We start from the raw sequence: 14,416 nt of genomic DNA on the forward strand, positions 1-14,416 counted from the left end.
GCCGGCCCTGGATCTCCTACAGCCGCACGCGCGGCTGGTACGCCGGCGGCGCCCAATACCCGGGCTGCGACTACATTCGTAGCGCTGACGAGAGCCGAGCAGCGGGCGTTCTTCACCTGCTGCTTGGAGCGGGGGCAACGGATTGGTTGGCTGGAGGAACTGCTCGGCGACGCTGTTCCACGAGTTATAGGTGGGCCGCCCGGGATCAGAACCCAGCGGCATACCGAATGGTGACCTGCAGCTACTCATGCTGAGGCCGCGCGACGGGTTTGTCGGTCTACGAGGTGCCTGCCCCGACCGAGTCGGGGCCCGGCGGCGGCCGATGCCGTTCGGCGCCGTGCCCCCCGCGTCAGAGCCGCATCAGCCCGCACCCATCGCGATGAGGAAGACGAGTTCCGCCGGCGAGCGCCGCATCTCCGTGCAACGGCCTCTAGGATCAACCGACAGGAACATGCCGGAGCTCACGTGGATAGGCATGCCCTCGCCCGCGCCGCCCAGGCACTCGCTGACACTTCCTTGACCTTCGTCCACCCGCACGAGGCTGCGGCTCGCAGGCTCGCCGCTCGGTGGCCAGAGCAGCCGCCAAGCGCTGCACGTCAGGCTGGCTGCGGCGATCTCGCGGGCGAGAACGCTGCCCAAGGGCACGACAGTCGCAAGATCCACGACCGGCACAGCCATGTAGACGGGAAACTCGTCCTGCCCGTCGAAAGACCCGATGACGACGCGAGTTGCCGACGCGTCGGGGAGTTGCCCGTGCGGCCAAAGCTCGTCGACCGCGTCCCAGCCCTTATCCGTCAGGGCAATATCGTCGTCGAGGTCGCCAGCTTTCAGCAAAGCGGCGGCTCTCAACTCTTCGATGGCCGCATCCAGGGCATCTCGTCCGAGGTCGAACGTCCTCGTCACTCCTGGGTCCGGGTCGAACGACCGCCTACCGCACGCAAGAGCCATCTGCAGGACGAGGATTGCCGCCTGCGAAAAATCAGTTCGCTGTTGAACCATGTTTTGTCAGCTCAAAATTCAGAAACCTAATCTCCGGCGAATTCGCATCCCGGACGTGTGTAATTATGCACGCACTTCTGTGCGTGGAAGCTCTCGAATTGGTTGGGAGAACGGCATCATCGCTGGTGTTGGCTGTTCGCCAGGGCGCTTTGTTCATGTGGCCCGGGAAGGTCGGATTCGTCCCTCCCTGAGGCGCACCTTCGGCATTTCCCAGATTCTTCAGGACCGCACCATCGTACCCCCCTAGAGGCCAACCAGGGGCCTACAGCGCGAGCGTCTGCAGATCCGTGATACTTGTGGAAAACATCCTGGCCGGCCTGGACCCTCTCGGAGTTCGGCAGGCACAGCCTGCGGCGCACAAAGGTTGCACTGGTCTACACTCCTGACCCGAAGCAGCCTTTCACGAGCTGCGTCAGGAATAGCCGCTTATGAGGCAGGCTGTGTGAAAACTCGAGCGCGCCCCGAGATTGTAGAACATTCTTCCGCGCTGTCGCTATTTGAGCATCCTGGAAGGCGGCCGGGACGGCGTCGGTATGCCCTAAACGACGCGGCCAAGGATGCGCGAGGGGAGATCCTTCTACGGGTCCTGAGTTTTCACACAGCCTCGAGGTATAGGCGGCGTCCATCTCCTTCATCATCGCCGCGTCGGCGGCCTTAAACTCACAGGTGGGGGCCGTGTCCCTCGGGTCCAGCTTTACGGCGCCCATCCCGTGCACGGGCATGGAGCGGTGGTCGTGCGGAGCGGGGCAGAATGCCGGCGGCACAGCAGGCCATCGTTCCGCAGCAGCAGACCCAGCAGGGGCCGGGGCAGCAACCATCGTCCCGGACGGGCGCTACAGCGGTGATCCGGAGCACGGTCTCGCAGAGGCCAGAGCTTTGACCTGGGTGACATGCCCGGCAAGGCTCGCAGCCGGAGCCGCTGCCACCGAGGCAGGCCGCATCGGCGTCGCGAAACCGTGGCCGGCGTGATGGGCGTGTCCCTCATGGGCATGGGCTGCCGACGGCACGAGGAAGGCAAGGATCACGAGGATCACCGCCGCCAGCAGGCACACGATCGGCCGATGGAGATAACGAGGCTGGCTCGCAACTGCTCCTGTAGCCGGATCATGCCGTCTGCGGGGCGTGACAGTTCACCGGAAAGTTTGGTTGTGGGCTCGGAGTTTCGTGGACCGGCTCTCCATCCGACGACCGGCATCGTCATCGGCATGGTCAAAATCATCGAAAATTAAGAATGAAATCATCGTAACGTTCTGTTGGATCGAATTCTCGCGGATCTGCACAATCAGGACAGATCCAAGCGACCCCGCGAGACCGTTATGATCGCCGCGACCCTCATCGCATTCCCTCTCGCCACGTTACGCCGCATCTTGCCCGGCCTCCTCCTGTGCCTCGCGGTGACCGGCGCCGCCCTCGCATTCGAATCGGCCGAGGAGCACCTGTTCGGCCGCGCCTGGCTCGAGGCCCTAGTGCTCGCCATCGTGCTCGGCACGGCTTTGCGCACCGCGTGGAAGCCGGGTGCGCGCTTCTTCCCCGGCATCGCCTTCGGGGCCAAGACGATCCTCGAAATTGCCGTCGTCCTGCTCGGCGCCTCGCTCAGCCTCGCCACGCTGCTGGCCGCCGGACCCGGCCTTCTCGTCGGCATCGCCTTAGTGGTGATGGCGGCGATCGCGGCGAGCTACGGCATCGGCCGCGCCCTAGGGCTGCACCCCCGGCTGGCGATCCTCGTCGCCTGCGGCAACTCGATCTGCGGCAACTCGGCGATCGCCGCGACCGCCCCGGTGATCGGCGCGGACGGCGAGGACGTCGCCTCCTCCATCGCCTTCACGGCAGTGCTTGGGGTGCTGGTCGTGCTCGGCCTGCCCCTGCTCGTGCCGCTCCTCGGTCTGTCGCCGATGCAGTACGGCGTGCTAGCCGGCCTCACCGTCTACGCCGTGCCGCAGGTGCTCGCCGCGACGGCGCCGGTGGCGGCGCTGAGCGTCCAAGTCGGTACCCTGGTCAAGCTGGTCCGGGTACTGATGCTCGGCCCGGTGGTGTTGGCGCTCTCCCTCGGCGCGAGCCGGTTGCGTGAGGAGACGGACGAGGCCCCGCCTCAGGTCACCGCGGGCGAGCGTCCGAAGCCCGACCGCGTCGCGATCCACCGCCTCGTGCCATGGTTCATCCTGGCGTTCCTGGCCATGGCCGGCCTGCGCTCGGGCGGGCTGATTCCGCAGGCAGCCCTGCCGTCGATCGCCGCGACCGCCAACGTGCTCACCATCGTGTCGATGGCCGCGCTCGGGCTCGGGGTCGACGTGCGCAGCGTCGCCGGCGCGGGCCTGCGGGTCACGCTGGCGGTGGTCGCCTCCCTACTCGCCCTAACCGCCGTCAGCCTCTGCCTGATCCATATCCTCGGCATCGCCTGACCCAGCTTCCTCGGAGCGACTGTTCCCCGGCCCACCGGATGGAAACGATCTATCCAATCGATCGAAACGAGTAGGACTTTCCGTTGGAAGCCCTATTTCTTGGAAGATACTTTTCATCTCCCAAGGGGAGAGCCCGAGACGCTCTCCCCGGACCTGGAGGAACACCCTTGAGCCATCCTGCCATTCCCCGCCGCGCCCTGCTCGCCGGTCTCGGCCTCGGTAGTCTCGCGGCCGCGGTGCCGGCCTGGGCTGCCGGCTCGGTCAAGCTCCCGCTGCCCGGTGGCCCCGACCTGCGTGACCTAACAACGGTCTTCCCCGGCAAGGGGCCGATGATCCTGCAGCGGACGCGCCCGCCGCTCCTGGAGACGCCGTTCGAGGTGTTCGACCAGGGCGTGTTCACCCCCAACGACCGCTTCTACGTGCGCTGGCACTGGGCCTCGATCCCCACCGAGGTCGACGCGAACGCCTATCGGCTGAAGGTGCGTGGCCATGTCGACAGGGAGCTGGCGCTGTCGCTCGACGAGCTCGCCCGGCTGCCGCGTTTCGAGATCGCCGCCGTCAACCAGTGTTCGGGCAATTCCCGCAGCCTGTTCGAGCCGCGGGTGCCGGGAGCGCAGTGGGCCAACGGCTCGATGGGCAATGCGCGCTGGACGGGCGTGCGCCTGAAGGACGTGCTCGACCGCGCCGGGGTAAAGGCTGGGGCCGTGCAGGTCCGCTTCAGCGGCCTCGACGAACCGGTCGTGGACGACGCGCCCGACTTCAAGAAGTCGCTCGACCTCGACCATGCCCGCAACGGCGAGGTCATGCTGGCCTACGCGATGAACGGCGAGCAGCTGCCGCTGCTCAACGGCTTCCCGCTGCGCCTCGTGGTTCCGGGTTGGTACTCAACCTACTGGGTCAAGATGCTGTCCGACATCGAGGTGCTGGACAAGCCGGACGACCAGTACTGGATGAAGACCGCCTACCGCATCCCGGACGTGCCGGGGGCGACCATCAAGCCCGGTCAGACCGGATACAAGACGATGCCGATCAACCGCATGGTCCCGCGCGCCTTCGTCACCAACCTGCGCGACGGCGCACAGGCGATGGCTGGTTCCCCGGTGGCGGTTCGCGGCATCGCCTTCGGGGGCGATAGCGGGCTCAAGACGGTGGAGATCTCCACCGACGGTGGCGGGACGTGGTCCCCGGCGAAGCTCGGAGCCGACGAGGGCCCCTACAGCTTCCGGCGGTTCGAGGGCGATCTGCCGGCCTTTGCGGCCGGCACCCACGCGATCAAGGTTCGCTGCACCAATACGAATGGTCGGGCCCAGCCGATGGATCGAGTCTGGAACGGGGCCGGGTTCATGCAGAACGGCGTCGAGACCGTGTCGCTTCACGTCGCCTGAGGGAGAGAGCATGGTCACGTCCCCCACCGCCGTATCCCGTACCGCGCTCCTCCTCGCCGCGCTCGCGCTGGCGTCCGCCCCGACATTCGCCGCCGAGGCGGCTGAGCCGATGCGCTTCACCTCGCAGCAGGTCGAGCTGCCCACCTCCGACCGGTTCTTCCCGGAAGGCCCCGGGGCGGAGGCGGCCAATAACAACTGCCTTGCCTGCCATTCGGCCGGGATGGTGCTGACCCAGCCGAAGCTGTCGAAGGCGCAGTGGACCGAGACCGTCAACAAGATGGTCCACGTCTACAAGGCACCGATCGACGAGGCTGACGTGAAAGCTATCGTCGACTACCTCGCGGCGATGAAGCCACAGCCCTGACGGTGCCGTGCCCGGCCCGCCGTCGCAACGACGAAGCCGGGGGAGCACGCCGGGACCGGTCCGGTCCCGGCACGTTGTCCGCGATCCATCAGCCTGGAGACCCGCATGTCGAGCTTGGCCGAGCGCAAGGCCCGCCTGATCGTCCACGGGGAGGCGCCTTACAATGCTGAGCCGCCCCTCGCGCGGCTGTGGGCCTCCTCCTACCTCACGGCGGCCGACGACTTCTACGTGCGCTCGTACGGCGACCTGCCGGAGATCGATGCGGACGCCTACCGCCTCCACCTCGGCGGCGCGATCCCGACGGCGCTGGAGTTGTCGCTGGACGGCCTGCGGTCGCGCTATGCCGAGGTCACCGTGACGGCGACGATGCAGTGCGCGGGCAACCGCCGCGCGGACATGTGGGCTGTGGCGCCGGTCTCCGGCGACCCGTGGGACGGCGGCGCGATCGGCACGGCCGACTGGACCGGGGTCCGGTTGGGCGACGTGCTGCGCGAGGCCGGGATCGCCGAGGGCGCGGACCTGCATGTCGCCTTCGAGAGCTACGACCTTGTCGAGGGTCGGCCTTACGGAGCCTCGATCCCGCTGGCCAAGGCGCTCGCGCCCGGGACCCTGCTGGCCTTCGCGATGAACGGCGCGCCGCTGCTGCCGGGGCACGGCTTCCCGCTGCGCGCCGTCGTGCCGGGCTTCGCCGGGGTGCGCAGCCCGAAATGGCTGAAGCGCATCACGGTGCAGGACCACCCGTCGGACAACCCGATCCAGGCCGAAGATTACAAGCTGTTCCCGCCCGATGTGACGGCGGAGACGGCCGACCCCGCCCTGGGTCACACCATCAACACGATGCCGCTGAACGCAGTGATCTGCGAGCCTGCGCGCGGGGCACCGCTGGCGGCCGGGTCAACACGGTCCGCGGCTACGCGGCATCGGGTGATCGCGCCGTCGTGCGTGTCGACGTCTCGGGTGATGGCGGGCGGACCTGGGCGCAGGCGGCGCTTGAGCACGATGCGCAGGCACACTTCGCCTGGACGTTCTGGACGATCGACCTCAATCTCCCCCCGGGCGAGCATGAGCTGGCGGTGCGCGCCTGGGACGAGGCCGGGCAAACCCAGCCTGCGCTGCCGGACGACACCTGGAACTACAAAGGCTACCTCAGCGCCGCGTGGCACCGCGTGCGCGTGACCGTGGAGTGAGCGCCGGGAGGTACTCAGACCTGCCACAGCGTCACGGCCGCAAGGCTCGCCACTCTGGAGAGCAGGAGCGCGATGCCGAGGGTCAGGGCACGGGGTATCATCCGCATCGGTGCCGACGCGAGGGATCGCCTCACGGCGTGATCGCGCCAAGCCGCCGCACAAAAACATCCGAATGCGCAGGCGACGAGCGCCAGGGCCATGATCCGCAGCGCCCAGCCGGGCAGCACTTCCGACAGGAAGCGTTGCGCGGCCAAACCGACGCTCAGGAACGCGAGCCCGGTGCGAAGCCACGCGGCGTAGGTGCGTTCCGCGGCGAGCACCGTCCGGTCCTCCGCGAGCCGCACGCGCGGATCGTCGGGGTCTACGTTGCTCACGGTTCGGCCCCCGTGATCAGGTCGAGCAAGGCGTCCGCGGCTCGGCTGCGATATCGCTCCTTGTGGCGCAGGACCCGGAAGGTGCGCGCTGGCAGACCGAGAGGCACGGCGACGAGCGTCCCGGTCCGCAAGGAGGGGGCGACCACGGCCTCCGACAGGACGCTCGCGCCGGCCCCCGCCGCGACGGCGGCGAGCACCGCCTCGTTCGAGGGCAGTTCCAACGCCACGGTGAGCGCGTCGGGCGCGAGGCCGGCGGCCGCGACGGCAGATTCGAGGGCCGAGCGCGTCCCGGATCCGGGCTCGCGCAGCACCCAAGCCGCCGCAGCGAGGTCCGTGGGACCCGGCTGCCGGCAGCTGGCCAGTTCGTGCCCGGGCCGGACCACGAGGACGAGCCGATCCTCCGCGACCGGAAGGCTCGCGAGGCCGTCATCCTCGACGGCACCTTCCACGAAGCCGAGCTCCGCCACTCCCGAGCGAACCGCTTCGGCGGCCTGCGCGGTGTTGCCGATGCCGAGCCGCAGGACGAGGTCCGGATAGGCAGCCCGGAACGCGACGAGGTGGCGGGGCAGCCAATGGCCGGCGATGGTCTGGCTCGCCCGGATGGTGAGGGTGCCGCGGCGCAGGCCGCTCAGGTCGGCGAGCACCTGCTCGGCCGCCTCGGCGCGGGCGAGTACCGCGCGCGCCTCCAAGAGGAACAGGCGGCCGGCCTCGGTCAGCTCGATGCCCCGCCCGACCCGGTGGAACAGCTTGACGGCGTGCCGGCCCTCCAGGGCGGCGATGGCCGCGCTGACCGCCGACTGGACGAGGTTGAGCGCCTCGGCGGCCCGGGTGACATGCTGGCGCTCGGCCACCGCCACGAAGATGCGCAGCTGGTCGAGGGTCATGGCCGTTCGGACGTCCCCGGCACGCGTTTCGTCATGCTCGCTCCCCCTGCCCATTCACTCGGCCGAGCGTGGCCCCGCCTCACCGCGGCCCGCTCTCCCGGCCGTCGCGGGCGAACTCCCACGGCAGCAGGCCGCCTTCGCCGACCAAGCGGTAGTTCAAGCAGCGATGCGTCTCCAGGTCTGCCGGCATATCCAATCGCGGGTGGCGCGCGAAGTAATCCGGGATCGCGACCACCACCTTGCGCAGGTCGGGCCCGACGCGCACTGCCACCATGTCCCGCTCGACCGACTCGCTGAACCGGCTGCCGGCGTCGAACCCCGCCGCCACGAGGTCGGTCAGCCGGTCGTCGACGATCACCTCCACCGAGACGGCCGGGTGGTCGATGAGGAAGCGGGGCAGTCTCGGTTCGCGGATGGCCCGTGCTGCGTAGGGGAACGTCGTCAGGCGCAAGCTGCCCGACGGCTTGCCTCGCCAGTCGGCCAGCGCGTCGAGGCCCCGGGCGACCTCATCGAGCGCGAGGAGCCGCACGCCGTACCGCTCCTCCAGCGCCCGCATCGCGTGGCTGAGGGCGGAGGCCGAGAGCCCATCTCGGCCGCCGCTCGGGTGAAGCTGCCGGTGTCTGTCCGTTCATCGTGTCTCTCCATGCCACGTCCGCGATGCCGCACCGAATGCCGTCAGGCTCGCTCCCCGGGCGGAATGCCGGACAGGGTTCGTCGGATGCTCGCTAGGCCGGCTTCGCAGGGGGCTCCTGTAAGGCCTTCTTGCTGGTCGCCGTCCCGGAGGCTTTCGCCTTCGGGGCCGGCTTCAACAGATCCACGGTCATGAACAGGCGCCGGGCATATCTCTCGGCCTGGCGCCGAACGTCGCCTGGCGTGTTCGCCAGGACGAAGGCCCCGACGACAGCGGCGATGGCGATCACGGGCCAGGCGGTGTGCCCCTGCCAGATGGCCGCCGCACCCGACCCCATTCCGATAAGGCAGGCGAGGATGCCGATGGTCCTGATGCCCAGCAGGTTGCGTCGGAATCCGTAGCTCAGGTTCTCGTCGAACAGCATGGGATAGTTCTTCGGCCCCCAGGTCCGGGCGCGCAGCATCCGCACCATGCTTTCGTAGCATTGGTCCGCTGCGGCCGGGTCGTCCTCCTCCCCCGCCTTCGAGGGGACGTGGAGGCTGGGGTCGATCTTCGCGATCTTGGCGTGCAGCGCCGCCGTCTGGCGCTCGTCGAGCTCCGGATGCGCGTAGCGTAGGTAGGCGGTGGCGGGTGCGCCGCCCCACTCCCGCCAGAGCCGCTCCTCCAACCGGGTGCCGAACGCGCGCGGCACGAACGACAGGACAGTCGCGAGAAAGGCGGAGCTCGCCCCGGTCGTCGCCCACTTGGCCGCCGTGGTCCACAACCCGTCTTTCGCGAACGCCTCCGCCGGCAGCCACGGATAGGCCGCTAAGACGAGAGGGAGGGTGACCACGAGCATTGGCAAGACGCGCGCGTTCAGGATGTAACGGTCGAGGTGGACCATCATGCGGCCTCTTCGAGGGGGACGCCGGTCTTTGGGCCGGCGACGACTTCCGTGGTCAGGGACTGGTAGCCGCCGGGCGTGTGGATCAGCATCAGCAGCGGGAACGCCTGCTCGGTCGCGAGCTTGAGGGCCGTGGCGACGTCCTTGGAGGACGGGCCGCTGGTGACGAGGTGGTTGTGCCAGGTGCCGAGCGGGTAGAGGGCGCCGCCGTTACGCTCGATCAATCCGTCGATGAGGTCGGCCAGCCCCTCGACCCCGAGAACGAACTCCTCGGCCGAGAACCGGCTGTCCGGCGGCGCGGGCAGGACGTCCACGACGTGGAAGGTGTCGGTCACCTCCGAGTAGCGGCCGACGACGATTCCCCCGGTCTCGCTGCCCGGCTGGGAGGCCACCTCGCGGGCGATGAGGGCATCGACCCGCGTACTGACGCGGATGCCGGGTCCGCGCTCGGAGGCGGCCGCCACCTCGATACAGGGTAGGATCTCGTGCCGGGTCCAGCTCTGCCCCAGGCCATCGTCCGCCCCGATCCCAATCAGGATCTCGCCGCGGTCCCCGGGCAAGCCGCCGGCATGCAACCTGCCGAGCGCCACCGCCATCGGCGCCGTCATCGCCGACAAATGCGCGTCGGTCATCGGGAAGGTCAACGACGAGCAACCCTGCCCGATGGAGATGCTGGCCGCGGCCGCCTCTGGCCCGAACACCGCTGCGGCAACAGCGTCGTCGCTGCCGAGCAACCTGTACGCCTCGGCGGCAAGGTCCGCGCACGACGGGTTGGCGGAGGGTCCCTCGACGGCCATGTAAGCCACCCGCCCCGCGCCAAGCAGGCAGGTCTCGACGCATCTCGGCCTCCGCGAGGCGGCATGTGGCAACGAGAGGGACTCCCGCACCGCGAGGGAGCCGGTGGCGTTCACGACGAAGTCGGCGTCGGGGCCGAATACGTTCGCGGCCTTGACGGGGTCGGTCGCGGCAATCGCGACGTCCGCGGTGAGCGCGGACAGCCCATCGGAGAACCCTATCAGGCTCTCGGCCAGGAGCGAGGCTTTCCCGCCGCCCTGGTGCTGTTCCCAATTGCCCGCCGGGAAGAGGGCGTGCCGTGCGAAGTTGTGCGGCCTCATCGGCGCGGAGTCGACGAACCGGGTCGGACCTCGGCCACAGCGCATCATGTGCGTCGCGATCTTCGACCCCACGCTGCCGCAGCCGAGCAGGGTCCATCGGGCCGATCCGGTCGCGTCCCCGCCCGAGGCGGTTCGCATCAGGCTTGGCGTGACTTGCTCATGCGCCGCCGCGAGCCGGACGGGCTTTGCGCTTCCCGGCCCGAGTTCGTCGTTGCCCTGGAGTTCGATGACGTATGGGCAGATCTCGATGGGGGAGTTGCTCCCGACGAGATCGAACGGCCGGCGCGCGAGCAGGATGACCACGCAGGGCTGCGGGTGCTTGAAGCGCCTATTCCGCAGACGCCCTTCCAGCAGGCCGAGCTTGGCCCGGAGGGGCTCGCCGCAGCCCAGTGCCTCCGCGCGGGCGTGCAGTGATGCCATGTCGACGACGGTTTCCGGCAAGTAGCGCCCGGCGATGAACGGCTCGCCGGACGCGGTCCGGCCGGACCATGCCACGAGCGCGAGGCCGAACCCGTAACGCCCCTCGTTCGGAACCAACTCCACCTGCCATGCGCAGTCGCGTTGCGACAGGCTGTGCCGGATGTCGGACAGGAGCGCCCGGTAGGTCTCGGGGCCTCCATCCTCGCGGATGGCCGCGTAGCCGAACCCGTAGCCGTCGCATCCCGCGTCCCGGTTCGGGAGCGAGCGAAGCCAGTCGGCGCCGAGCACGACCACGTCGTGCACGCCATCGCGCCTCGTGACCTCCCACCCGCCGGCAGGGTCATTGAGGCGAACCAGTGCGGCCCGCTCGACCCACTCCGCGAGCTGGTCGACCAGCCCGATGACGCCGCGCGATTGCAGGAGTTCGCGCACCGAGCCAAACACGAGGCAGGGCTCGGGTCGGAAGTTTGGTCCCCTGGGCTGCAGGTGAGGGTGGCTCCGGTCGAAGTCCTCGCGCAGGACGATGTAGGGCTCGCGCGACGGATACTCCGGCCAGAACGCCATCGTGACCGGCTCGACGGCCCGGACGCCGTTGTCGGAATGGCCCCGGACCCGCCACCGTGCCGGTAGGTTGGCGTCGATCTGCACGGTCGCCATGGTCGCGCCGGTGCCGGTGTCGACATGACTCTCGACGCCGCGCACGGACGGGTGCAACCCGATCAGGCGGAGAGCCCGGGCGACGGCCCGCGGCATCGCCGGGGGCGCCGGATCGACCGGGACCGCCTCAGCCGTGCGGGAGGGGGGCCGCTCCGATTCCGGTCGCCACCGCGACCGCCGCAGGGACCGTCGGGCGTTTCGGCTTGTGCCCCGCATAGGTCACCTCGATCTCGTAAGGGTCGGTGCCGGAACGGTCGGCGACGCAGGTGAAGGTGCCGCCGTGCGGGGCGACGATGGCCTTGTATTCCCGCTTGGCGCGGATGCAGGGCGGGTCGATGTCGTCGTCCTTGATCGGCTTGCTGCTCGCCAGGACCTCCGCCCCGGACCGCGCTTGCCCAAGGGCGTCGCGGGCATCCGCGCTTACCTCGGCGTCCTCGCCGTAATCGGACCAGCTGTCCCAGGAGAGCGAGTGCCAACTGCAATGGTGGGGGGCCACGAGGACGTCGTATTCCAGGACGTGCTTCCGGGACTTGTTCCGGTTCCAGACCTTCTCCCAGATGCCGACCTCCGCGTCTCCGCCGAACAGGAACCGGGACGCGTCCGCATAGCCGTCCGCCTGGAGGGCCAGGCCGAGGATGACGCTGGAGTTGTTCTTGCTTAGGAACTCGTCCTCGTCGTCGTCCGAGGCCGGCATCGGGGCGATGAGCCGCCCCTTGAACTGGCCGGGCACGCCGCAGATCGTCGAGAACTCCTCGTCGGCCTTCACGAGGATCTGACGGAGGTCGTCGGTCTTGCCGTCGACGTCCTCCCCCAGGATGATGATGCGCTCGCCGTCCGTGCCGACCCCCCGCTCGCGGTACCGGCGTACTCGGCGGCGCGCCTCGCAAGCCCACGCATCGGCGTCGTCGCAGAGGGCGTGATCGCGCCCCGCACGCCTGAAGACGATGGGGCTCGACCACATCTCGCGGATGACGATCTTGTCCAGCGCCTTCGACCACGTCTCCGGCGGCCCGAGGTGGAAGTGCTCCCGCAGGCCGCGACAATGGTCCTGGTCGGGATGGGTCAGGAGGAACCCGTCGATGCAGAGCCGGCCGTGGATGTCCCGCTGCAGCCGTTTGCGCAGCTGGGCGATGACGTCAGGGACGTCGGGTCCGGGCTGCCGGGCGTTGATGTCGATCAGGAGCTTGCGGCCGCCCTCCATCTCGACGAGGTGCATGTCGCCGTTGCCGACGCGGAAATGAACTGTGTTCGCCGTCATGCCAGGTCTCCGGCGCCGCTACCGGGATAGCGCGCCACCAAGTACGGTCTCGCCGGGGTTCGCCGCGCCTCAGCGCTCCTTGCGCACGCCCTTGAAGGGGGTGCCGTCCTTCTTGCCGTCCATGAAGCGGCCGGTATCCGTGTCCCGCTTGGTCCAAGTCTGGGTGACCGGGTTGTGGACCTGGGAGCGGTCGCGGACCATGCCGTTGCGATGGCCGTCGCCGGAGGGAGGGTTGGTTGCCATGTCGATGCCCGTATCGGGGCCCGCGCCAAGGTGGCGCGGCCCGGGATGCCCCAGCGCTCGTCCGTGGGCCGGGGCCGATGGCGCCGGGACGGCCGGGTGGCGCTGGTGCTAAGCCCCCGGTCCGAGGTCGCGGCCGAGCGTTCGTCGTTCGAGTACGCAGGCAACCTCGTGAGTTGCGTTAGTATCTTGCAAATTTGCCTTTTGCAAGGAATCTCCGCCTTGGAGGAGAACAAATGGCGTCCGTACCGACCGGCCTACGGCTGAAGGCACTCCGCGAGCGGCGCGGCCTCTCGCAGGAGGAGCTTTCCCGCATCTTCGGCTTCGACAACCGGCAGACGCTGCAGCAAATCGAGTCCGGCCAGCGCAGGCTCACGGCCGAGGAACTCGTCGCCGCGGTGCGCGAGTTCGACGTACCGCTGGATTTCTTCACCAACCCGTTCCTCATCGCGGGGGAGGCCCGGTTCTCGTGGCGGCGGGATGCGGACACGCCCGTTTCCGACCTCGACGCATTCGAGCGGCAGGCGGGCGAGTGGATCGGCGCCTACCGGGAGCTCCGCGCCATGACGGGAAACCCGGTCTCGCCCATCGTGCACCGTTTGAACCTGACGCGCGCGAGCAGCTACGAGGACGCGACGGACGCCGGCGAGGCGGTCGCCCGGTTCCTCGAACTCGGTCCCGTGCCCTCGCGGGACCTCGCGCAGGCCATGTACGACCGGATGTCGATCCTGGTCCTCATGGTCGACGCCGGAGACGGCATCTCCGGCGCCGCCTGCCTGGTGCGGAACCTGGGCGCGGTGCTGGTCAACCGGAACGAGATCCCGGGCCGGCGCAGCTATGACCTGGCGCACGAGCTCTTCCACATCCTCACGTGGGATGCGATGCCGCCGGAGCGGCTCGACGACGGCGAGGGCAGCGGCAAGCTTCAGAAGCGCGTCGAGACCATGGCCGAAAAGTTCGCCTCGGCGCTCCTGATGCCGTCTTGGCTCCTCCGGAGCATAACCGGTGACGCGACCGACCCCGCCTGGCTCAACGCCACGGCGACGGGTCTCGGCGTTTCGGCGAAGGCGCTCAAGTGGCGGCTGGTCGACCTCGGCCGGATAGACCGGGGAACGGCACGCGCCTACGACGACGATCTCCTCGTCAACAACGGCGGCCTGGTCTCAGAGGACCGCGAGATCCCCTTGAGGTTCGGTCGGCCGTTCATGGACGTCATGGCGACCGCCATCCTGCAGGGACACATTTCGGTGCGCCGGGCCGCCGCGCTGCTCGACGTCTCCGTCGACGGGCTCGGCGAGCTCTTCGGGGCGCACGGCATCACCCGCCCGTTCGACATGTGACCTGGGCTACGACCGCCGCTGTTCAGTCGCCTTCCCCCCGAACGCCTCGGCGCCTTGGTGGACCAGGGTCGTCGCCGCCTTGGCATCGCCGCGCCGGAGCACCTTGAAATCCTTGCCGGCAAGCTGGTTGTAGTGGCCGAAGAACGCCTCGACCTCGTCCAGCATGCCTGGGCGCAGGTCGTCGAGCGCATGGATGTGCGCGTGGGTCCTGGCCTTCACCGCCACGCCGATCAGCCGGTCGTTGCGCTCCCAGGTGCCGTCGCGCTCCCGCTGCTCGGCC

The 14,416-nt window shown here is 69.0% G+C and carries 14 protein-coding genes and 1 pseudogene; 6 read left to right on the forward strand and 9 right to left on the reverse strand.

The genetic code is table 11. From position 1 onward, the window contains the following. Positions 1-360: 360 nt before the first annotated feature. Positions 361-903: a hypothetical protein gene (locus MFF64_RS35425; protein WP_238193727.1), complete on the reverse strand. Its 543-nt coding sequence runs from the start codon at positions 901-903 to the stop codon at positions 361-363. 1,064 nt (positions 904-1,967) lie between these two features. Here MFF64_RS35425 and MFF64_RS35430 point away from each other — a divergent pair. The 5 genes and pseudogenes from MFF64_RS35430 to MFF64_RS35450 all read left to right on the forward strand — a co-directional run bounded on the left by MFF64_RS35430 (position 1,968) and on the right by MFF64_RS35450 (position 6,334). Next, positions 1,968-2,228 (forward strand): hypothetical protein, encoded by a 261-nt coding sequence (locus tag MFF64_RS35430; RefSeq protein ID WP_238193728.1) that lies wholly within the window; start codon positions 1,968-1,970, stop codon positions 2,226-2,228. Positions 2,229-2,315: 87 nt separating this feature from the next. Next, on the forward strand, positions 2,316-3,398 hold the full coding sequence (locus MFF64_RS35435; RefSeq protein ID WP_099900029.1) for a YeiH family protein: 1,083 nt from the start codon (positions 2,316-2,318) through the stop codon (positions 3,396-3,398). 167 nt (positions 3,399-3,565) lie between these two features. Then, entirely contained in the window at positions 3,566-4,783 is a 1,218-nt protein-coding gene (locus tag MFF64_RS35440) for a molybdopterin-dependent oxidoreductase (RefSeq protein ID WP_099900027.1), read from the forward strand. A gap of 10 nt (positions 4,784-4,793) precedes the next feature. Further along, positions 4,794-5,147, forward strand: coding sequence for a c-type cytochrome (locus MFF64_RS35445; RefSeq protein ID WP_099900025.1), 354 nt, complete (start codon positions 4,794-4,796; stop codon positions 5,145-5,147). A 105-nt stretch (positions 5,148-5,252) separates the two neighbouring features. Then, positions 5,253-6,334, forward strand: a pseudogene (locus MFF64_RS35450) (molybdopterin-dependent oxidoreductase). A 14-nt stretch (positions 6,335-6,348) separates the two neighbouring features. Here the strand turns inward: MFF64_RS35450 and MFF64_RS35455 are convergent. The 7 genes from MFF64_RS35455 to MFF64_RS35485 all read right to left on the reverse strand — a co-directional run bounded on the left by MFF64_RS35455 (position 6,349) and on the right by MFF64_RS35485 (position 12,799). Next, a complete protein-coding gene (locus MFF64_RS35455; RefSeq protein WP_238193729.1) occupies positions 6,349-6,678 on the reverse strand; it encodes a YidH family protein in 330 nt (109 codons plus the stop codon). A 26-nt stretch (positions 6,679-6,704) separates the two neighbouring features. Then, positions 6,705-7,592: a LysR family transcriptional regulator gene (locus MFF64_RS35460; protein ID WP_099900021.1), complete on the reverse strand. Its 888-nt coding sequence runs from the start codon at positions 7,590-7,592 to the stop codon at positions 6,705-6,707. 79 nt (positions 7,593-7,671) lie between these two features. Beyond that, positions 7,672-8,121: a LysR substrate-binding domain-containing protein gene (locus MFF64_RS35465; RefSeq protein ID WP_238193730.1), complete on the reverse strand. Its 450-nt coding sequence runs from the start codon at positions 8,119-8,121 to the stop codon at positions 7,672-7,674. 196 nt (positions 8,122-8,317) lie between these two features. Next, positions 8,318-9,109: a hypothetical protein gene (locus tag MFF64_RS35470; RefSeq protein ID WP_238193731.1), complete on the reverse strand. Its 792-nt coding sequence runs from the start codon at positions 9,107-9,109 to the stop codon at positions 8,318-8,320. After that, on the reverse strand, positions 9,106-11,343 hold the full coding sequence (gene cap2-3, locus MFF64_RS35475) for an anti-phage 6A-MBL system cap2_3 protein (protein ID WP_238193732.1): 2,238 nt from the start codon (positions 11,341-11,343) through the stop codon (positions 9,106-9,108). Before cap2-3 ends, MFF64_RS35470 begins: the two co-directional genes overlap by 4 nt. Positions 11,344-11,425: 82 nt before the next feature. Next, on the reverse strand, positions 11,426-12,556 hold the full coding sequence (gene mblB / locus MFF64_RS35480; protein WP_238193733.1) for an anti-phage 6A-MBL system MBL-fold protein: 1,131 nt from the start codon (positions 12,554-12,556) through the stop codon (positions 11,426-11,428). Between the two features lie 69 nt (positions 12,557-12,625). Then, positions 12,626-12,799 (reverse strand): hypothetical protein, encoded by a 174-nt coding sequence (locus MFF64_RS35485; RefSeq protein ID WP_238193734.1) that lies wholly within the window; start codon positions 12,797-12,799, stop codon positions 12,626-12,628. Between the two features lie 233 nt (positions 12,800-13,032). On the opposite strand from MFF64_RS35485, the gene MFF64_RS35490 reads away from it, so the two are divergent. Then, positions 13,033-14,136, forward strand: coding sequence for a helix-turn-helix domain-containing protein (locus MFF64_RS35490; RefSeq protein WP_238193735.1), 1,104 nt, complete (start codon positions 13,033-13,035; stop codon positions 14,134-14,136). 6 nt (positions 14,137-14,142) lie between these two features. On the opposite strand, the gene MFF64_RS35495 is transcribed toward MFF64_RS35490, so the two are convergent. After that, a partial coding sequence (locus MFF64_RS35495; protein ID WP_238193736.1) for an inorganic diphosphatase occupies positions 14,143-14,416 on the reverse strand: 274 nt, incomplete at its 5' end.

Origin of the sequence: Methylobacterium frigidaeris, from assembly GCF_022179185.1 — a bacterium.
In the GTDB taxonomy this organism is placed as follows: Bacteria; Pseudomonadota; Alphaproteobacteria; order Rhizobiales; family Beijerinckiaceae; genus Methylobacterium; species Methylobacterium frigidaeris.